This window comes from Rhizobium sp. SEMIA 4085 (assembly GCF_013004495.1).
Lineage (GTDB): Bacteria > Pseudomonadota > Alphaproteobacteria > Rhizobiales > Rhizobiaceae > Rhizobium > Rhizobium gallicum.
Genome location: NZ_JABEPH010000085.1, coordinates 1 through 18,536 on the forward strand (window position 1 = coordinate 1; position 18,536 = coordinate 18,536).

22 protein-coding genes and 1 pseudogene are annotated in these 18,536 nt (G+C 60.9%); 7 read left to right on the plus strand and 16 right to left on the minus strand.

Annotated features, from left to right (window positions below):
• Positions 1-54: 54 nt before the first annotated feature.
• The gene (locus C9413_RS11360; RefSeq protein WP_170250460.1) at positions 55-1,848 is read right to left on the minus strand and encodes an EAL domain-containing protein; all 1,794 of its coding nucleotides are present in this window, start codon (positions 1,846-1,848) and stop codon (positions 55-57) included.
• Positions 1,849-2,269: 421 nt separating this feature from the next.
• Between C9413_RS11360 and C9413_RS11365 the strand changes: the two genes are divergently transcribed.
• Together C9413_RS11365 and C9413_RS11370 are read left to right on the plus strand one after the other, a co-directional pair.
• On the plus strand, positions 2,270-2,599 hold the full coding sequence (locus C9413_RS11365) for a hypothetical protein (RefSeq protein WP_039844421.1): 330 nt from the start codon (positions 2,270-2,272) through the stop codon (positions 2,597-2,599).
• A gap of 127 nt (positions 2,600-2,726) precedes the next feature.
• The gene (locus C9413_RS11370; RefSeq protein WP_039846695.1) at positions 2,727-3,242 is read left to right on the plus strand and encodes a superoxide dismutase family protein; all 516 of its coding nucleotides are present in this window, start codon (positions 2,727-2,729) and stop codon (positions 3,240-3,242) included.
• A gap of 27 nt (positions 3,243-3,269) precedes the next feature.
• Here the strand turns inward: C9413_RS11370 and C9413_RS11375 are convergent, their stop codons facing one another.
• From C9413_RS11375 to C9413_RS11415, 9 genes are all read right to left on the minus strand, one after another.
• On the minus strand, positions 3,270-3,845 hold the full coding sequence (locus C9413_RS11375) for a hypothetical protein (protein WP_039844422.1): 576 nt from the start codon (positions 3,843-3,845) through the stop codon (positions 3,270-3,272).
• A gap of 66 nt (positions 3,846-3,911) precedes the next feature.
• Complete coding sequence (locus C9413_RS11380) at positions 3,912-4,814, minus strand: mechanosensitive ion channel domain-containing protein (protein ID WP_039844423.1); 903 nt, start codon at positions 4,812-4,814, stop codon at positions 3,912-3,914.
• 32 nt (positions 4,815-4,846) lie between these two features.
• On the minus strand, positions 4,847-5,377 hold the full coding sequence (locus C9413_RS11385; protein ID WP_039844424.1) for a tyrosine phosphatase family protein: 531 nt from the start codon (positions 5,375-5,377) through the stop codon (positions 4,847-4,849).
• On the minus strand, positions 5,374-5,949 hold the full coding sequence (locus C9413_RS11390) for an HD family hydrolase (protein ID WP_052451634.1): 576 nt from the start codon (positions 5,947-5,949) through the stop codon (positions 5,374-5,376). The genes C9413_RS11385 and C9413_RS11390 overlap by 4 nt, the downstream gene beginning before the upstream one ends.
• 26 nt (positions 5,950-5,975) lie before the next feature.
• A complete protein-coding gene (locus tag C9413_RS11395; RefSeq protein WP_039844426.1) occupies positions 5,976-6,815 on the minus strand; it encodes a folate-binding protein YgfZ in 840 nt (279 codons plus the stop codon).
• 80 nt (positions 6,816-6,895) lie between these two features.
• A complete protein-coding gene (locus C9413_RS11400; RefSeq protein WP_039844427.1) occupies positions 6,896-7,645 on the minus strand; it encodes a hypothetical protein in 750 nt (249 codons plus the stop codon).
• 11 nt (positions 7,646-7,656) lie between these two features.
• A complete protein-coding gene (locus tag C9413_RS11405; RefSeq protein WP_027507415.1) occupies positions 7,657-7,914 on the minus strand; it encodes a hypothetical protein in 258 nt (85 codons plus the stop codon).
• Between the two features lie 100 nt (positions 7,915-8,014).
• Positions 8,015-8,446 carry a TIGR02301 family protein gene (locus C9413_RS11410; protein ID WP_039844428.1) on the minus strand — a complete coding sequence of 144 codons (432 nt, stop codon included), beginning with the start codon at positions 8,444-8,446 and terminating at the stop codon, positions 8,015-8,017.
• 60 nt (positions 8,447-8,506) lie between these two features.
• Positions 8,507-8,923, minus strand: a complete 417-nt coding sequence (locus C9413_RS11415) for an NUDIX domain-containing protein (protein WP_039844429.1) — start codon at positions 8,921-8,923, stop codon at positions 8,507-8,509.
• Between the two features lie 82 nt (positions 8,924-9,005).
• Here C9413_RS11415 and C9413_RS11420 point away from each other — a divergent pair, with 82 nt between their 5' ends.
• The 3 genes from C9413_RS11420 to C9413_RS34195 all read left to right on the plus strand — a co-directional run bounded on the left by C9413_RS11420 (position 9,006) and on the right by C9413_RS34195 (position 10,387).
• Positions 9,006-9,326, plus strand: coding sequence for a YnfA family protein (locus C9413_RS11420; protein WP_039846696.1), 321 nt, complete (start codon positions 9,006-9,008; stop codon positions 9,324-9,326).
• A gap of 44 nt (positions 9,327-9,370) precedes the next feature.
• A complete protein-coding gene (locus tag C9413_RS11425) occupies positions 9,371-10,132 on the plus strand; it encodes an SOS response-associated peptidase (RefSeq protein WP_170250461.1) in 762 nt (253 codons plus the stop codon).
• 129 nt (positions 10,133-10,261) lie between these two features.
• Positions 10,262-10,387 carry a hypothetical protein gene (locus C9413_RS34195; protein WP_267285092.1) on the plus strand — a complete coding sequence of 42 codons (126 nt, stop codon included), beginning with the start codon at positions 10,262-10,264 and terminating at the stop codon, positions 10,385-10,387.
• On the opposite strand, the gene C9413_RS11435 is transcribed toward C9413_RS34195, so the two are convergent.
• The 5 genes from C9413_RS11435 to C9413_RS11455 form a co-directional block, all read right to left on the minus strand.
• Positions 10,384-10,527, minus strand: a complete 144-nt coding sequence (locus C9413_RS11435; protein ID WP_022714660.1) for a hypothetical protein — start codon at positions 10,525-10,527, stop codon at positions 10,384-10,386. The two genes, C9413_RS34195 and C9413_RS11435, sit on opposite strands and share 4 nt — an antisense overlap.
• A gap of 168 nt (positions 10,528-10,695) precedes the next feature.
• Positions 10,696-11,541 (minus strand): CDP-diacylglycerol--serine O-phosphatidyltransferase, encoded by an 846-nt coding sequence (gene pssA / locus C9413_RS11440; RefSeq protein WP_170250462.1) that lies wholly within the window; start codon positions 11,539-11,541, stop codon positions 10,696-10,698.
• A gap of 17 nt (positions 11,542-11,558) precedes the next feature.
• Positions 11,559-12,320 (minus strand): phosphatidylserine decarboxylase, encoded by a 762-nt coding sequence (locus tag C9413_RS11445; RefSeq protein ID WP_223843978.1) that lies wholly within the window; start codon positions 12,318-12,320, stop codon positions 11,559-11,561.
• A 77-nt stretch (positions 12,321-12,397) separates the two neighbouring features.
• Complete coding sequence (locus C9413_RS11450) at positions 12,398-14,275, minus strand: ABC transporter ATP-binding protein/permease (protein ID WP_170250463.1); 1,878 nt, start codon at positions 14,273-14,275, stop codon at positions 12,398-12,400.
• A 213-nt stretch (positions 14,276-14,488) separates the two neighbouring features.
• A complete protein-coding gene (locus C9413_RS11455; RefSeq protein ID WP_170250464.1) occupies positions 14,489-16,495 on the minus strand; it encodes a LysM peptidoglycan-binding domain-containing protein in 2,007 nt (668 codons plus the stop codon).
• 155 nt (positions 16,496-16,650) lie between these two features.
• Here C9413_RS11455 and C9413_RS11460 point away from each other — a divergent pair, with 155 nt between their 5' ends.
• A complete protein-coding gene (locus tag C9413_RS11460; RefSeq protein ID WP_063855986.1) occupies positions 16,651-17,274 on the plus strand; it encodes a TIGR00730 family Rossman fold protein in 624 nt (207 codons plus the stop codon).
• Between the two features lie 9 nt (positions 17,275-17,283).
• Here C9413_RS11460 and rarD read toward each other — a convergent pair whose 3' ends face one another.
• The gene (gene rarD / locus C9413_RS11465; RefSeq protein ID WP_039844436.1) at positions 17,284-18,198 is read right to left on the minus strand and encodes an EamA family transporter RarD; all 915 of its coding nucleotides are present in this window, start codon (positions 18,196-18,198) and stop codon (positions 17,284-17,286) included.
• Between the two features lie 111 nt (positions 18,199-18,309).
• Between rarD and C9413_RS11470 the strand changes: the two are divergent.
• Positions 18,310-18,536: pseudogene (locus C9413_RS11470) on the plus strand (protein-L-isoaspartate carboxylmethyltransferase); the annotation flags it as partial.

Consider the following 18,536-nt stretch of genomic DNA (forward strand, 5'->3'; position numbering starts at 1 on the left):
ACTCGTGCTCGGACGTTCGCATACCTCTTCCGGACACGGTGCGCAATGAAGCTCTCAGCTCGCCTTCGCCATGGATCCAGAGCGTGATGCTAAAAGCAGCCTCGCGACGTCAGCGGCAGGTGCTGGCGGGCTGATGTAGTAGCCTTGAATCTCGTCGCATTCCTCGCTTTCGAGCAGGCTCTTTTGTTCGGCCGTCTCGACGCCCTCGACGGTGACGCGCATGCCGAGCGCGTCGCCGAGCAGGATGATTGCGTGCATGATGGCATAGGCTTCCTTGTTTTCGGCGATTCCGCAGACGAACGATTTGTCGATCTTGATCTTGTCGAAGGGAAAGCTGCTCAGGGAGCTCAGCGACGAATAACCGGTTCCGAAATCATCCATGGAAATGCGGATGCCGCGCTCCTTTAAGGCATGAAGAATCGGCAGCGTATCGTCGAGATTTTCCATCAGCACGCTTTCGGTGATCTCCAGTTCCAGCCGCGCCGGGGATATCGCAGCCTCCGCAATCGCCTCATCGACATCGGCCAGCAGATTGCTGCTGGTGAACTGGATCGCCGAGACGTTGACGGCGATCTTGATGCCTTCCGGCCAGCATGCGGCCTCGCGGCACGCCTTCCTCAGGACCCAGCGCCCGATATCGACGACGAGGCCGACCTCCTCGGCAAGTGGGATGAACTCCATCGGCGGCACGCGGCCGCGCGTTGGATGGTTCCAGCGTACAAGGGCTTCGAAACCGCAAATGCGCTGCTGACGCAGGTCGTAGAGCGGCTGGTAATGCAGTTCGAATTCGTCGCTGTGCAATGCCAGCCGAAGGTCGGCTTCGAGCGCGTGGCGGGCCTGGATGCGGGATGCCATCTCGCTTGTGAAGAAGCGTTCGTGCTTGCGTCCATCCGCCTTGGCCCGCGAGAGCGCGACACCAGCGTTGCGGAGCAATATGTCGGTCTCGGCACCATCTTCGGGCGCGAGTGCAATTCCCATCGAGACGCTGAGCTCGATCTGCTTGTCGCCGCGAAAGAAGGGCTTGGAAAGCTCGCTGCGGATCTGGGCGGCAAGCGCCGTGACATTCCGCGGCTGCTGCCTTCCACGTTGAAGAACCGCGAATTCATCGGAGCCGAGGCGGGCCAGCATATTCTCGCTGCTAGCCGATGCACGGATGCGTTCGGCAACCTGGCGAAGGATGGTGTCGCCGGTCGAAACGCCCATCGTATCGTTGATGGATTTGAAGCGGTCGAGGTTCAGGTGCACGAGCGCGATCTGCTCGTTTGGCGCGCGCTCGGAAAGTGCGGCATCGACCTGCTCGCGAAAACGGATGCGGTTCGGCAGGCCGGTCAGCGGATCGTGATGCGCGAGGTGGGCGATCCGCTCGGCGGCCTTCCGCTCTTCGGTGATGTCTGAATGGATCGCGATATTGCTGCCATCCGGTAAGACGGTCACAACACTGAAGATAACGCGGCCGTCGTCCATCAGCCATTCGCGCCGGCGGATTTTACCTAGGCCGGGCGGCATTGCAGACGCCTCCTTGGAGCGGCAAGCGGATCGAACCGTCTTCCTCTCTTTGCCGGGGATCCTGATGCTGAGAGCCCGCACAGAAATTCCAGGGACTGCCTGATCGGCGGAGAAACCGAAGAGCTGGCGGAACCGGTCGTTGCAGAGGATCAGGCGCTGTGCCGAATCGAAGACGCTGAGACCGAGCGGCAGGTTATCGAGCACGAGGGCGAAAAGGGCATGGTTGCGGCCATGGCTTCGATAGGTCTCGATGACCAGCGCCATCAGGCGCTTCGCATCGACTGAACCGTCGTTGTTTACGGCTTGGGTGCATTGCTGCCAAAAGAGCGTTTCAGCATCCATGAGGGCAATTATCCTGCATGTAGGCCGCTGCGAATTACTGCTGATCCCCATAGCTCAAATCCGAGCAGGAAACGCCGCGCTTCGCACCGGGCATGCAAAGGCCTTTCTGAAAATCTTTAAAATATTCGACTTAAACAATACCGGAAACGACCGGCTCTGCTGCGGCAACCCGTTGCAATCATTATCTGTGGACCGAATTAACAATCGGTTGCCTGCGAAGTATGTGAGACTATGCCACGTGCACGCCTAGGATGCAAGGCGGCAAGCTTCGTGTAAAAGCTTTGTCAACCTTGATTAATGAGAAGTTAACAACTTATTGACCCGACTCGCAAATCAGTTTATCCACCGAGTCAGTTTTGATTTCCCCCATCGTATTGCGTACAGACATCACCGGAAAAAAAGGCGGTGAACGGAGGTTTGTATGACTCATGTTTCATCTGTTTCAGAAACGTCTTATGCCTATTTGGCGACCCTATCGCGGCTGGACGCGAATGGTGACGGGGTATTGAGCCGCGGGGAGCGTGCAGCTGATGAAAAGCCCGGCATTTTCAAGCGGTTCAGTGAAGACGATACAGGACGCCAGCCGCGCTCCACAGCTGGCGACAATGTTCTCTCGCTGATGATCGAACTCGGCGATAGCGGCGCCGGGAGCGTTGAATCGAATTCTCAGGATGCAGCAGGCGAGAGCGATCACGCCGCCGAACTCTACCGCAATACATACGGCCAGTACGACCTCGACATCGCGTCATGAGGTTGCCTTCAGCAATCGATGAAGCCGGCCTCGAATGGCCGGCTTTTTGTTTGCCTGATCTCAACAGGAACACCTTCCTCCATGAGGCGTTGGGAACAATAAGCTCTCAAAAATGGAAGGAATCCGGATGGCAAGGATAGTCACACTCGCGGCATTCGCCGTTGCCGCTACGGCTTCGATGGCATTCGCGCAGGATAAGCAGACAGCGGTTGCAAATTTTGTCGGCGAGAACGGCAAGGAGAACGGCCGTGCGACGCTGACGGCTGCGGCCAGCGGCGGCGTACTGATCGAACTCGAGGTCTCCGGTCTTCCGTCAAACCGATGGGTAGGGTTCCATGTCCACGACGTCGGCAAATGCGACCCGGCCACCCATCATGAATCGGCAGGCAAGCATTTCAATCCGACGGAGGCCGAGCACGGCATCCTGACAGCCAAGGGTCCGCATGCCGGTGATATGCCGAATCAATTTGTCGATCAACACGGCGTGCTGCGCGCCCAGGTCTTCAACAGCATGGTGACGCTTGACGGCAAGGAGGACGGCGTTCGCGGCCGTGCGCTGATGATCCACGCAAATTCGGATGACTATCGCAGTCAGCCCGCGGGCGATGCAGGTGCAAGGCTCGCTTGCGGCGTTATCGAATGAAGGATGTCGAGGCGAGCCGTCGTCTTCTCAACTGTAGTAGAAGCGCTCGGCGTACCAGTCCGTCGAAGCCATCGGCTTTTCCTGCGCGACCCAGCGGGCGATATCGCTTTCTTCCAGCAAATCCGCCGTCACCTGATCTTCTACGCCGACAAAGATAAGATTGGTATTTTCCCTAAGGCGCGGGTCGAGCGTAAAGCCCATCCGGCTGTCATTGGCGCTGTGAAGCAGGTCCATCCGGACATAGAAGAATTCCGGATGGTAGCTCATCTCGCCTGCCTCGTTGAAGGCGTGCGCGACATCGATGACCGACTTCGCGGGACCATTATAGGCCGTAATTGCCTCGTTAAGCCCGAAGGTCGCCCCGTAAAGCGCGGCGGAGCGGGCGGGAATGATGGTGATTTCGCCGTTCGTCAGATCGATCTGCTGACCAGAAAAACCGCTGACCTGACCGTCGAGCGCGCCTCGGAAGAAATAGGAGAAGCGCCCGCGCGTCAGATAGATCGCCTGCCAGCGAAACCGGACATATTCCTCCGAAGGCCCCATAAGGTCCTTCAGGGTTTGCAGGCACTGCAAAAACGTATCGCGGTAGTTCGGCAGCGGCATCGGTCAATCTCCTTGGGAGGTTAACCGATGGAGAGTCAAAACGTTCCGTGCCGGAGTGCTGGTTGCCTACCGGCGGCTTTTTCGTTCCGGCATCGCAGGCTCTCCGGCTGTCATTTCGGCATCGGCGACCGCCGTCGGCCCGGACTTCGCTTCGGCACCGTATAGGGGAATGAGATGCCCGGCCTGATCGATGGCGAGCTTGGCACGCTTGATCATGTCGCGGCTCACGCCCCACCAGTCCCCGGTCTTGGCCCAATAGCGCAGCGTGAGACCGATCGTTGGCCCGCTCATGCTGTCGATGAAGACTGCAGGGGCTGGCGTTTTCAGGATGCGCGGGTCGGCCTTGGCAAAGCCCAGCAATCGCTCCATGGCGGCATCGGCATCGTCTTCATAGGCGAGGCTTATCTTCAACTCGTTCTGACGCGTCGGTTCCCGACTGTAGTTGGTGATCGGCGTGTTCCAGAGGATCGAATTCGGAGCGAGCCGATAGAGCCCGTCAAAGGTTTTGAACTCGGTGGCGAAGAGACCGATCTCGCGAACGGTGCCCGAGACGCTGCTCGTCTCGATATATTCCCCCACCCGGAAGGGGCGCAAGATGAGCAGCATGATACCCGCCGCGATATTCTGCAGCGTTCCCTGCAGCGCCAGGCCGATCGCCAGGCCCGCAGCGCCAAGAGCAGCGATGATCGACGCAGTCTGAACGCCGAATTGGGCGAGAACCGTGACAAAAACGAGGATTAGCAGAGCATAGCGCAAGACATTCGTGAAGAAACGCGCCAGCGTTTCGTCAATGCCACGCACCCGCGACATGCCTTCATAGGCCCAACGGCTCAGGAAGCTCGCCATGACCCAGCCGGCGATCAGAAGGATAATCGCTCCGAGGATCGAGAACGAGTATTGCACGGCAAGCGCGCTTGCCTCGTTGAGCGCGGTGCGGGTTGCCGCGATGACGTCCGTTGCCTGCTCCATGCCAAGGCTAGATGGGGCAGGCGGCAGAAGCGTCAACCGTCAAATTCTGTCGTCACCGGGAACACGAAAGGCGCATTGCCATCGGCATCAGCACCGCGTCCGATGGCGCGGACGGCATCCACCAGACGGCCTTTTCGTTGGAGCAGCACATCGCCGATTTCGACTATGCGGGCATTGGGCGTCGCACAGGGCGAGGCGCTGCGCAGGCGCTTTGCCAGCGCCATCTCGTCCTGGTCCGGCGCGAGCGAAAGCGCGGCGATCAGGGCGGCGGCGGGGGAGCGGGAAACTCCCATCCAGCAATGGATTAGCAGAGGCGAGCGCTGATCCCAGGCGGCTGCAAAATCGATCAGCTGGCGCACATGTGCCTCCTCAGGTGCGACGAGATTTCCTGTTCCCTTGAAGGCGATGTCGTTCATGTACAGGAGCAGGTGGCGGTCGGCGGCAATCACGCCGGGCCGGTGGAACGCCTGTTCCTTTGCCATCAGGCTGATCATTTCCCGCGCGCCGTGGCGCACGGCCATTTCGGCGATCAAGAAAAGCGGCGAGACGACGATCCTCGTCATGGTTTCGCCCTGCTCCGCATCGTCTCGATCGCCTCGAAGCGCTCGCAGAAGAGCCGCTGGGCCTCCAGCGCCGGAAGCGGCTCGATCAACAGCATGTCCTTGCTGATGCCGCGCGGCTGGCCGAAGAATTTCCGGGCTTCGACAGGCGTGAAACCGGCCAGGCAGGTCGCCTCGAAATAGGCCGCAATCGTGTCGGCCTTCTTGATTTTATCCTTGAGTTCCCGTGACGGGTGCGGCGGCAGGCCGAAGCGCAGGTGAACCGCCGCCTCGAGACGCTTCTCCACGGCCTTATAGCCGCCGCCGACGACTGACTTGAACGGCGAGATCATGTCGCCGATCACATATTCCGGGGCATCGTGCAGCAGCGCCATCATGCAATCGTCGGGCGTCGCATGATTGAACCGCCGGAAAATGTCCTCGACGACGAGGCAGTGCTGGGCGACGGAGAAGGCATGGTTTCCGCAGGTCTGGCCGTTCCAACGCGCGACACGCGCCAGCCCATGGGCGATATCGCTGAGTTCGACATCGAGCGGCGAGGGGTCGAGCAAATCCAGGCGTCGGCCAGACAGCATGCGCTGCCATGCGCGCGGCTCCTTGCTCACGCGCTCGCCTCGTCGGCGTTGGCAGGGAAGGTAAGGCCGGACCAGGGCGGCAGCCTTAGCGATACGGTCGTCTCTCCCGCCAGCAGTGGAATGCCGCTTGCGATGGCTTCGCCGACGCGATCGATGCGCACGATCGCAAGCCCATTTTTGCCGACGACGGTGCCCAGAGCGCCGACCGGCTTTCCCGCAGCGGTGATCTCGGTCCCCGTGGCGGGCAGATAGGCATCGGCGCTGACTGATACGACACGCCGGCGCGCGGTGCCGCGATGCTGCATGCGCGAAACCACCTCCTGACCGACATAGCATCCCTTTTTGAAGGAAAGACCACCGTTCAGATCCAGCAGAACGTCATGCGGAAACGCGTCCTGGAGGGCGAAATCCGCACCGGAAATCGCAACGCCGTTTGCAGCGCGCAGAGCATCATAAAACTTGGCATCCGCCGTGCCGTGATTGCCGCGGCAGCGCAGAAGCACCTCCCCGGCCTTCGCAAAGCGGCTGTCGGCCACGCCTTCCGCGGCCTCTTCGTCCCAGGATACGGTAACGCCTTGCTCTTCGACCGGTTCAAGTGTCACAGCGGCGCGCAGCTTGTACATGGCCAGCCGCTTCAAGAGTGCATCCCGCTGGCCGACGTCCGTCTCGATGATGAAATCGGCGCCGTCGCGCCAGATCATGAAGTCGAACAGGATCTTGCCCTGCGGCGTCAGCAGCGCGCCCGGCCGGGCTTCGCCTGCGGCAAGTGAGACGATGTTGGTCGTAATGAGATTGTGCAGAAAGGCTTCGGCGTCGGCCCCGCTGACGCGGAGAAGCGCGCGATCCTTCAGAAAGACGGCTGGCATGGCGGAACCTGTCGCGTTCGTTATCGCTCAGAAGTAAGTCTTCCGTGCGCTGGCTGCAAGCGGGATTGAAAGGGGCAAGCTCAGTCGCCGGCCGTGAAGAACTTCCATTTGCCGGCGGGCGTAATGCCGAGACGGTAGAAATTGTAGCCGCCAAATTCCTGCATGTCGGAAAGGTCGCCCGCAGTGACGATGCGCAACAGTTCCACGCGTTCGGGCGGAGTCAGAGCCTTCAAATCCTTCTCGGCGAAATAAGGCCAGACATACATCTCGTCCGGCGTGCCTGCGCCGACATGCACAAAACCGGTCGAGATCACGTCGAGCATGATTGCAAGGATCTCGTCGCCGTCGGGGTCGCCCGATAGGTCTTTCAGCGTGCCGATAGGGTCGTCCGTGGGTTCGCCCACTGATACTTGCGTCTGTTCGGCACCGCTGCCGAAGAGTGGCCGCAGGCGCTCCAGGTCGCCGGATGCTGCGGCTTCTACGATCTGCTCGCGCATGCGGCGCACCGGCTCCGGCACCTTGCTGATGTCGTAGATTACTTCGACAGGCTTCGAATCGTCACTCGCGCCGGGCGTCTTGTCACTACCTTGGCTGCTGTCCTTGCTGACGAGGGGATCCGGCATCGGCACGCCCGGAGACGTTGAAGACGGTGTCTGGGACTGTCCGGAATTTTGCTGATCGGCCGCCTGCGGATCGGCTTGGCCCGGAATCTTCTGGAGTTCAGAAAGAGCATTTGCCGAAGGAGCCGCCAGAATGCCGGCGCTGAGACAAATAGCGAGCAGGAGCGGCGCGATCGAAAGCCGCGGTTCGGTGTCCTTACCGGTACGCATGGGACTCTCTATTATTGCAGGGTGCGGTTCGGTGAAAATTCGCCACCCAGCATACGTTCGCGCAACGAATCAAGCAGCGCCTCTGCACCCTTTTCGCCATGGCGGCGGATCGTTTCGCGCAGCGCTTGAACGATTGCCGTGTCGGCAATAATCTCTGGCTCGATACCGTCAGCCATACCGTCGGCCCAGGCTTCGTTGTGGTACTCCAGAGCCGCCTGCATCTTTTCGTGGACGATCATGTCGTCGATGTCATTGAGGCTTGGTTCCATCATCTCTTCCTCAAATTGCATGCCTTACTGCCTGGTTAACAACTCTATCAGCCTTTTCCCAAAACGACACGTGCGCGAGTGAAAACAGGTTAATTTATCCCTAATTTCCAAAGCGCGAGGTAATTTCTGTGGCGAGTGTTGCACCTTCGTTACGGTAGCGCTCTTCTGCCACGATGGCTGATGGAGTGCAATCGTTGTAGACCGAAGCAAAAGCGCGGTAGCCGCGGTTGAACGCCGCCGTCAGCCTTTCCTTCCGCTGCGGTTCGTCTTTCGTCTCCGAATCCAGCAGCTTTTGCATGTCGCTTCGCCATTCGCTGCCGCCCGGCGCCTTGCAGAGCGTGCGCAGATAGTGGACCGAGCCGATCACCTCCGCCAGCCGCGAGAGCTTGTCGTCATAAGGCACGACAACGGGCGCTGCCGGCACGGCTTCGGGAACCGCCGGCGGCGCCTTGTCCTGGGCCCATGCCGCAGCCGCTATTGCCGAACCGGCGCAGACAACGACAGGCAGAAAAACGCGTCGAACGGGAATCATATTGTTAGATGATACCTGCGCCGTGACCGGAACAAGGCAGGCTGATGACTATCCACGCCGTTATTGCTGTACGGAGAGCCGTTCGGCACATTCAAGCACCGACTGCGGCACCGGCAAGCGGCGGATTTGCTCGACGGTGTACCAGCCGAGAGCGGCTGCGTCGTCCGCCGCCACCGCCACCGCGTCCGCGTCAGCCTCCACGGTGAAGACCGAAAGGAGAAAGTGGCTGCTGACGCTGCCGTCGGCGGCATGGGCCGTCAGGTCGTAGATCGCAAAGAGCTGCGGACTATAGGCGCGGATGCCGGTCTCTTCCTCAAATTCGCGCAGCGCCGTTTGATCAGGCGCCTCGCCGTCCTCCGCCCGGCCGCCGGGAAAGGCATACATATCCGCAGACGGCGGCTTGCTGCGGAGCACGAGGAGAAAGCGGCCGTCGCGCTCGAGGATCGCTGACGACGCTGCTCTTGGTTTTGAAGTCATGACCTGCCGTCTCTACACTCAGCCGGGGATTTGCGTATTCTCGTGTTGGATATTCAATCGCCGATTCGAAGGGAAGGGGCACCTGATCTATATCATCTACGCGTTTGCCGCACTCTTTGAAATCGCGGGCTGCTTTGCCTTCTGGGCCTGGTTGAGGCTGGGCAAACCGATTGGCTGGCTCGCGCCGGGCATGGTCTCGCTTGCCCTCTTCGCCTGGCTTCTAACGCTGGTGCCGAGCGAGGCGGCCGGGCGCACCTTCGCGGCCTATGGTGGCATTTATGTCGTCGCATCGCTTGTCTGGCTGTGGCTTGCGGAAAACCGTGTTCCGGACCGTTGGGATATCGGCGGGGCGGCCGTCTGCCTTGCCGGGACGGCGATCATTCTCTTCGGGCCGCGCAGCTAGGGCTGTGCCTTGACGGTTGCCAAACAGGGTGCAAAGACAAATTCATGTGCGGACGCTATGCCTTGACGCTGACCCCGGAGGAGTTGAAGGAGATACTTGGGCTGCTGGAGCTCGGGGCCTTTCCCGCGCGCTACAATATTGCGCCGACGCAGCCGATCCTCGTCGTCGTTTCCGGCCAAGCGCAGGAGCGCGGCAGCAATCTTCCGGATCGCCGCGCCGTGCTGGTGCGCTGGGGGTTGACGCCGTCCTGGGTAAAGGATCCGAAGGAATTTCCGCTGCTCATCAATGCGCGGGCCGAAACCGCAATCGGCAAGGCATCCTCCCGCGCCGCGATGCGCCATCGCCGTGTGCTCGTCCCGGCTTCCGGCGTTTACGAGTGGCCTCGCCCCTCGAAAGAAAGAAACGAGAAACCCCAGGCTTATTGGATCAGGCCCCGCCGCGGCGGCGTGGTTGCCTTCGCCGGCCTGATGGAGACCTGGTCGTCGGCCGACGGCTCGGAAGTCGATACGGGCGCGATCCTGACCACGGCCGCCAACGCCTCCATCGCAACGATCCATGACCGCATGCCGGTCGTCATCAAGCCGGAGGATTTCGCCCGCTGGCTCGACTGCAAGAGCCAGGAACCGCGCGACGTCGCCGATCTGATGCAGCCGACGGACGAGGATTTCTTCGAAGCGATCCCCGTCGCAGACAAGGTCAACAAGGTCGCCAACATGGGAGCCGACCTGCAGACGCCCTTGGTGGTCGAGACGCCGCAGAAACCGCCCGGCAAGAAAGCTGGCGACGGCCAGCTCAGCTTATTTTAAAATCCCATGTCATTCAGGATTTTCCTAAAACCCAACGCTTCGATCGAGGCGGCCTTTCGGGTTTGGGGCTGGACAGGATCGCAGACGGCCCCGCCGTCGCGTCGTTCCTCTGATTTTTTGGCCTGGAATATGGCGCGCCTGCTGCAGCCGGTATTCGTAAAACTCGCCGCGCGGCGGGTTTTCGATGTCGTCATTGGTATCGTCATGAGCTTGCTGGCGATCAGCCTGCTCGTTCGCTTCTTGCGTCCGGCTTAGGCGATCTTCTTGACGAGAGCCGGCTTGCTCTTCAGCATCAGCGCGGCGGCCAGAACGGCCTTGAGGCCGAGCGGGCGGTAATGTGTGCTCAGATCCGGCTTTGCCGCTTGTTCCGCCTGGTCTGTTTTTTTCGAGGTCACGATACTCTCCTTACACGCTTCCCTAGACTTTTTATTTGTTCTGCTCTTTTGTCGCCAAAAACGACAAAATAGAGGCATGGCTTATCAGGAATTGTGTACGCAATGCACATTGCGCGAGGCTTGGTGCGAAGCCTCGCGTTCGTCGGGACCTACCGGGCGTGTGCGAAATCAGATGTGGCGGCCGATATCGTCGTCGCCGTCACCCGGTTCTTCGATCGTGAGCGTGCCGTACTTCAATCGCCACCTACGTGCTCCGAAGGGCAGCGACAGCAGATAGACGATGACGGTGAACACCATGACTTCCCAGGTAAAGCTCATCAGGAGAGCGACATAGAGCACGACGCCGAGCATCAGCGGCAGCACCAGATCGCGCCGCAAGCGGCTGCCTTCGGACTTGCCGGACCAGACGGGCAGGCGGCTGATGAGCAGGAAAGCGATCAGAACCGTATAGGCCGACGAGATATAGGCGAAGGTGCGGTCTTCGGTGAGGCCGAGGAAGCCGAGATAGACGGGCAGCAGCACCAGCATGGCACCGGCGGGCGCAGGCACGCCGACGAAATATTCGGATTGCCAGGGCGCGCGGGTTTCCCGTTCCGCCATGACGTTGAAGCGGGCGAGGCGGAGGCCTGCGGCGATCGCATAGATCAGTGCGGCGATCCAGCCGATGGAGCGCGCGCTGTCCAGCGCGAAGACATAGACGACGAGAGCGGGCGCGACACCGAAATTGACGATGTCGGCGAGCGAATCCATCTGCGCGCCGAACTTGGAGGTTGCCTTCATCAGGCGGGCGATGCGCCCGTCGATGCCGTCGAGAAAGGCGGCCAGCAGCACCATTATCACCGCCAGCTCGTAGCGGCTCTCGAAAGCCAGGCGGATGCCGGTGAGGCCCGCGCAGATCGCCAGAATCGTGATCAGATTGGGAACGACGAGGCGCAGCGGAATTTCGCGGAGCCGCGGACCGCGCGCCGCATCGTTCGGGCCGTTCGGTTCGAAGGGCGGAAAAGGCGTCTCCATAGCACGCTCCATTCGTTCTAGCTGCGGCGGCTGATGACGGGTCCCTTGGGGGAGCCGAATTCAGCGAGTACCGTTTCGCCGGCAATCGCCGTCTGGCCGAGCGAAACACGTGCTGCCGCGCCGGCCGGCAGGAAGACGTCGAGCCTGGAGCCGAAACGGATAAGGCCGAAACGCTCGCCGGCATCCAGCGGCTCGTTGTTATTGGCCCAGCACAGAATACGGCGGGCGACGAGGCCGGCGATCTGCACGACGCCGATCTGGCCGTGGACGGTCTCGATCACCAGCCCGTTGCGCTCATTGTCTTCGCTGGCCTTGTCGAGCTCGGCATTCACGAAGCTGCCAGACCGGTAGTTGATGCTCACGACGCGGCCGCGCATCGGCGCGCGGTTTACATGGCAGTTGAAGACGTTCATGAAGACCGAGATGCGCAGCATCGGCTCGTTGCCTAGGTTCAGCTCGGCGGGCGGCGTCACCATCTGGATCGAAGAGACCTTGCCGTCGGCCGGCGAGATCACCAGGTCATCATCCTGCGGCGTCATGCGCTCGGGATCGCGGAAGAAGTAGGCGCACCAGAGGGTCAGTACGAGGCCGACCCAAAAGAGCGGCTCGAATATCCAGCCAAGGATCAGCGAAGCTACGAAGAACGCGGCGACGAATACATAGCCTTCCTTGTGCACCGGAACGATGGTGTTTCGAACGGTATTGAGCAAGCTCATCGACGCTGGTCTCCTCGCGCTTTTTCGTTTTCGCTGGTTATAGAAAAAGTCCTGCGGGAGCAATGCCGTGCCGCTCGCGCCCGATCTTATGGCATGGTTCTAAACAGCAAAACGACAGAGCGGCCCTTTGGTTCGAATGCTCAGCTTGCCGGCGCGAGACGGGCAACAATGCCCAGGTCGTCGCTTTCGCGCACTTGCTTCAGATGTTCCTCCGCCTGCGTTGCTTCGCGCTGGCGGTTCCACATCGAGGCATAGAGGCCGTTTTTCTCGAGCAGCGCCGCATGCGTTCCGCGCTCGGCGATCTCGCCGCTTTTCAAGACGATAATCTCATCCGCGCCGATGACCGTCGACAGGCGGTGGGCGATGACGAGTGTCGTGCGGTTCTTCGAAACCACGTCGAGGGCCGCCTGGATTTCCCGCTCCGTCGTCGTGTCTAGCGCCGAGGTCGCCTCGTCAAGGATCAGGATCGGCGGCGCCTTGAGGATCGTGCGGGCGATGGCGACGCGCTGTTTCTCGCCGCCTGAAAGCTTCAATCCGCGCTCGCCGACCTTGGTTTCGAAGCCCTCCGGCAGCAATTCGATGAAATGCGCGATCTGTGCAATTTCCGCCGCCGTCTTCACCTCGGCATCACCGGCCGACGGGCGGCCATAGCGGATATTGTAGGCGACTGTGTCATTGAAGAGCACGGTATCTTGCGGAACCATGCCGATCGCCGAGCGAAGGCTCTTTTGCGTGACATGGCGGACATCCTGGCCGTCGACTGTGATCGCGCCGCTCTGGATGTCGTAGAAACGGTAGAGCAGGCGCGAAAGCGTCGATTTGCCGGCGCCGGACGGGCCGACGACCGCGACGGTCTTGCCGGCCGGGACTTCGAAGGAAATTCCCCTAAGGATCGGCCGCACGGGATCATAGGAGAAATGCACGTCCTTGAAGCTGATCGCGCCCTGACCGATCTTGAGCGGGGCGGCGTCCGGCGCATCGGTTACCTCGGGGGTCACGTCGAGCAGGTCGAACATCTGCTCTATATCCGTAAGCCCCTGGCGGATTTCGCGATAGACGAAGCCGATGAAGTTCAGCGGCACTGAAAGCTGCAGCAGCATGGAATTGACAAAGACAAAGTCGCCGATGGTCTGCTCGCCGCGCTGGACGGCAAAGGCTGAAAGCAAAAGCATGACTGTCGTGCCGAGGCCGAAGATGACGCCCTGGCCGAAATTCAGCCAGCCGAGCGAGGTCCAGACATCGGTCGCTGCCTTCTCGTAGCGTTCCATCGACCTGTCGAAGCGTCTGGCCTCCATCTCCTCGTTGCCGAAGTATTTGACGGTCTCGAAGTTGAGGAGGGAATCGATCGCCTTGGTGTTGGCGTCGGTATCGCTGTCGTTCATCGTCCGGCGGATGGCGATGCGCCAGTCCGACGCGCGGATCGTGAACCAGATATAGGCCCAGACGGTGAAGGCGGTCACTGCGAGATAGGAAAAACCGTAGCCCCACCAGAAGATCACGGCGGTCAGCAGGAATTCGATGACGGTCGGAACCGAGTTCAGGATCGTGAAGCGCACGATCGTCTCGATGCCCTTCGTGCCGCGCTCGATGATCCGCGACAAGCCGCCGGTCTTGCGCTCCAGATGTAAGCGCAGCGAGAGGTCGTGGATGTGCACTAAAGTCCGGTATGCGTGCTGGCGCACCGCATATTGGTCGACGCTTGCAAAGAGTGCGTCGCTCAGTTGATTGAGGCCAAGCTGGATCAGGCGGGTGACGTTGTAGGCAATGACCAGTACGGTCGCGCCGACGAGGAGCGGCGGCAGGGTTCCGGCGAGATCCACGCGGCCGTTCAGGGCATCGGTCGACCATTTGAAGAAATAGGGAACGAGCAGCAGCACAAACTTGGACACGAGCAGGAAGACCGTTGCCCAAACGACGCGCATCTTAAGGTCCGTCCGGCCGGAAGGCCACATGTAGGGCCAAAGATTGAAGAGCGTCCGCAGGAGGTTGGATTCCGAAACCGTCTTGCCGTTTGCCATGCCTATCTCCAGCCCGGTCGGGCTCGGCCGCGGATGCGGCGTTTCGATACGGCAAAAGTGCAAAAAGCGGAGATGCCCGATTGAGCCCCCGCAGACAGGATCGCCGTCTCCGCCACATAGGGTGCGCGACACTCGAATGCAACATGTGAAGAAGCCGGGGAAGACAAAGGCCGGGCGCTATATCGGCCCGGCCTTTCCATCACCTGATTCGGCTTAGAGGTGGTCGCCGGAAAGGCGCTTGCGATGAAGCTCTTCAGCGTTCGGCAGGGCTTCCTTCGGCAGGCCGAAAATCTGTCCGGGCAGGATGCGGTCCGGATTGTTGATCTGGGTTTCGTTCGCCATGTAGATCGTCGTGTAGCGGACGCCGAGGCCATAGACGCGGCGCGAAATCTGCCACAGCGTGTCGCCGCGGCGGATGATGACGGCGGTGTTGTTCGCCGTTAGCGGCGCCTGCTCGATCGTCTTCGGCTGGCTCGGGTCGGCCGCGGCTTCGTTTGAAGCCGGCACGCCGGCTACCTTTGGCGCGGGCGTGGCAGTTAGACCATCAATCGCCGTCCCAAGCTTGCCGAGCGCGTCGCCGACGGACTTTGTATCCTTCGGCAGTGCCAGGAGTATGGCGAGTGCGCTTGAGGCCGACTGCGAGGCTGCGCCTGCCGTCTGCTTGAAGGCAGGCGCAGCCTCTGCTGCCGGACGGAATTCGGCGATCGAGCGAAGCGCGAATTCGGTTGCCGAACGCGCTGCCGCGAGCTGCTCGCCGCCGGGAAGCTTGCCGTCGGCAAAAAGGCCCTTCAGCAACCCAAACGCCTTACCCGCATCGGCTCTCAGCTTGCTGAGTTCACCTTCACCGAGGGGAACCATCGCGGCAGCAGCGTCGTTTGCGGGCGGGTTGCCGGGCTGGGCCGCTACGGTGACCTGGTCGCCTGCCGGGCGGGTGAAGTTGACGGAGGCGCGAATGAGCACCTTGCCGCTGCCGTCGACGACATCGACGCGGATCTTGTGGTCGCCGACCGAAAGGTCCATCACGCCGTCGATGACGAAATGGCCGTCGGCGCCTGCTGTTGCCTTGCCGATCAAGGCGTCGTCCGCATAGGCGATCACGTTGGCGTTCGGCTTTGCGGTGCCAGCAACGAAGATCTTCTTGCCCTCGATTTCAACTGCATTGACCATCACCTCGGCCGGTGCCGAGACTGCATCGCTTGCGCCTGCCGGTGCACCCGGAACTGCCGGTGCGGTATTGGCGATCTCGGGCGAGCCGGCTGGCAGGCCCGGCTGAGCGGAAGCCTGTTCGTCTGCTGCGGGCTGAGCAGCCGGCGTGGCGGCAGTCGGCGCCGTGATGATGCGGCTCGCTGCGCTGGGGTCGGAAACCATGGGGAGGCGGTCGGGGCCGCAGCCGTCCTTCGGCACGGAACCGGTTGCGACCTCTTCGGAAGTCTGGCTCTTGCCGTCCTTGCCGGTCGTCTTGAGCACGAGCTGGTGGTCGCCGGGCGGCAGCGGGTTGTCGAGGACGGCGGCAAAATCGCCGGTCGGGCCGACATTCGTCGTAGTGACGACCTTGTCTCCGTCCATGATTTCGAGCTTGCTGTTGGGCGTGGCCGAACCGGCGATGACGGTGGACCCGTCCGGCTCTACACGCAGAACGTCGAAAGCCGGGAGCTTCGATCCGAAGTTCGCATCGGTCGCCGGTGGGGCCGACGCAGGCTGGCTTCCCTTTGCGCCGGACAGCTCGGCCTCGGCCTTGGCTATGGCGGCAAGTGCGTCGGCGATGTTTTCCGGCAGGGCCTGGACGATTGCCAGCGCCTTTGCCGCGCCGTCCTTGGCTTTCGTGGCGGCGGCCGCCGTCGCCGGATCGGTGCCTTCGGGGATTGCGAAGTCGGCGAGCGCCTTCAGCGAGCCCGCCGCCTTCGTCTTGGCGGCATCGAATGCTTCGCTCGTCGGACCCTTGCCGTCTGCAAAGAGCGCCTTAAGTTGCGTGAGAGACTGACCTGCATCGGCCGAAAGATGGCCGAGCTTCTCGGTCGTAGCCGCCGCGTCGGCAGCCGCGTTCCGCGCGCTCTTGCCGGCTTCTTCAACCGTGTTCTTGACCTCGGAGCCTGCTTGATTGATGGCATCGCCGATTTTCGACGTGTCTTCGCCGATCCGGGGCATGACCACGAAGACCATCAGAAGGATCGCAACTGCAAGCACTGCGAAAGCCAGCAAGCCGGCACGATTTCTCATCATTCACTCTCCCCAGACGGCAAATGTGCCGTAGTACTAAAAATTGCTAGCGATTCCCGTTGCTTTTCACAAGCATTCAAAGCAATGAGGCAGGCTCAACGCGCAGCTTTTCTGTCATTTTTCTTGACTGTGCAGGCATGGAATAGTTGTTTTCCCATATGAGCGATCAATCCCATTCAATTCAGTCCATCTGTGTCTACTGCGGGTCGAGGCCCGGACGGGATACAGCATACATGGCTGCCGGACGCGCGCTCGGCAAAGAAATCGCCGAATACGGCCTGCGGCTCGTCTATGGCGGCGGCACCAAAGGCATCATGGGTGCTGTTGCGAGCGGCGTGCTTTCCAATGGGGGGCAGGTGACCGGCATCATCCCCGAATTCCTGATCGACATGGAGGCGACGCGCCATTCCCTCGGCCAGCTCAACGAGCTCATTGTAACGCCGGACATGCATGCGCGCAAACACCTGATGTTCGAGCGTTCCGACGCCTTCGTGGCGCTGCCGGGCGGGATCGGTACGCTGGAGGAAATCGTCGAGATCATGACCTGGGCGCAGCTTGCCCGTCACGAAAAACCGATGGTCTTCGCCAACATCAAGGGCTTCTGGGATCCGATGATGGAACTGATGAAGCACATGACGGATGAGGGTTTCGTGCACACCGCCCATCGGGTGCAGCCGCTCGTCATCGACGACGTCTCCGGCATCATTCCAGCCATCATGGCGCAGGCAGCGGAACTCGCTGCCGACCGTGAGGGCGAGGATGCCGTGATTTCGAAGATGTGAGGTGGGCGCTCAGCGCCCGCGCGTTGCGTTCAGCATCGACCACGTGTACAGCACGAGGCCTGCCCAGATGAGCGGGAAGGCGATCATGCGCGCTGTATCCAGCGGTTCGTGGAAGACGAAGATCGCGATCAGGAAGATCATCGTCGGCGCGATGTACTGCATGATGCCGATCGTCGAGAGCTTCAGAAGCTTTGCGCCGTTGGCGTAGATCATCAGCGGTGCGGCAGTGACGATACCGCAGCCGAAGAGCAGTGCTGTATCGCTGAAGCCGGTCTGAACGAAGTGTCCTTCGCCACTGAAGAACTCCAGATAGACGATGTAGAGGACGGCCGGAACGCTGAGAATCAGGACCTCGAGCAGGAAGCCCTGGTTGGGGCCGAGCGGCAAAGTCTTGCGGAAGTAGGCATAGAAGGCCCAGCTGAAGGCGAGGGTCAGCGCCACCCACGGAAGCCCGCCGCCGTCGACGGCGAGAACGACAACGGCAATGGCCGCCAGGCCGATTGCGATGATCTGAGCCGGGCGCAGCTTCTCCTTGAGCAGCACCGAGCCCATGAAGATGCTGATCAGCGGGTTGATGAAATAGCCCATGGCGGCATCGAGCGAATGTCCAGCGCCGATCGCCCAGACATAGGTACCCCAGTTGACGGTGATGAGTGCCGCCGTCAGCGAAGCCATTGCGAGCATGCGCGGCGAGCGCAGCGCGTCGCGGATTTCCTGCGTACGTCCGAGCGCGAGCAGCACGAGGCCGGCAATCGGAAGAGACCAGACAACGCGATGCGCAATCACCTCGGCCGGCGAAATATGCGCCAGCGCCTTCATGTAAATCGGCAGGAATCCCCACAGAAGATAAGCAGTCAGCGCAAAGGCGAAGCCGCGCGCACTATCTTCGTTTTTGATGGCAGGAGGGCTTGCGTCGGCAGACATCAGGTGTTTCCAGCTTTGTTCTTCTTCTGATCTCGATTAGCTTAAGCGCCGTGAATAGACCAATTCATTTCGGTGAATGGATTATCAGCGGATTTGAGGCGGAGGACTTGCATGGCTTTCGAGGATGAGCCGCCATACCGGCAGGTTTATGCCCGCCAGATACTGGCGAAGGCAGGTGTTGCGAAGAACGACAGGCTACTTGCAGCCCTTGCCAAAGTGCCGCGTGAAAAATTCGTCGGTCCGCCGCCCTGGTTCTACAACGACTTCCGCCATTATCGGGAGATGGCTTCCACTGATCCGGTCGTACTTTATCAGGACTTGTTGATCGGTCTTAATAC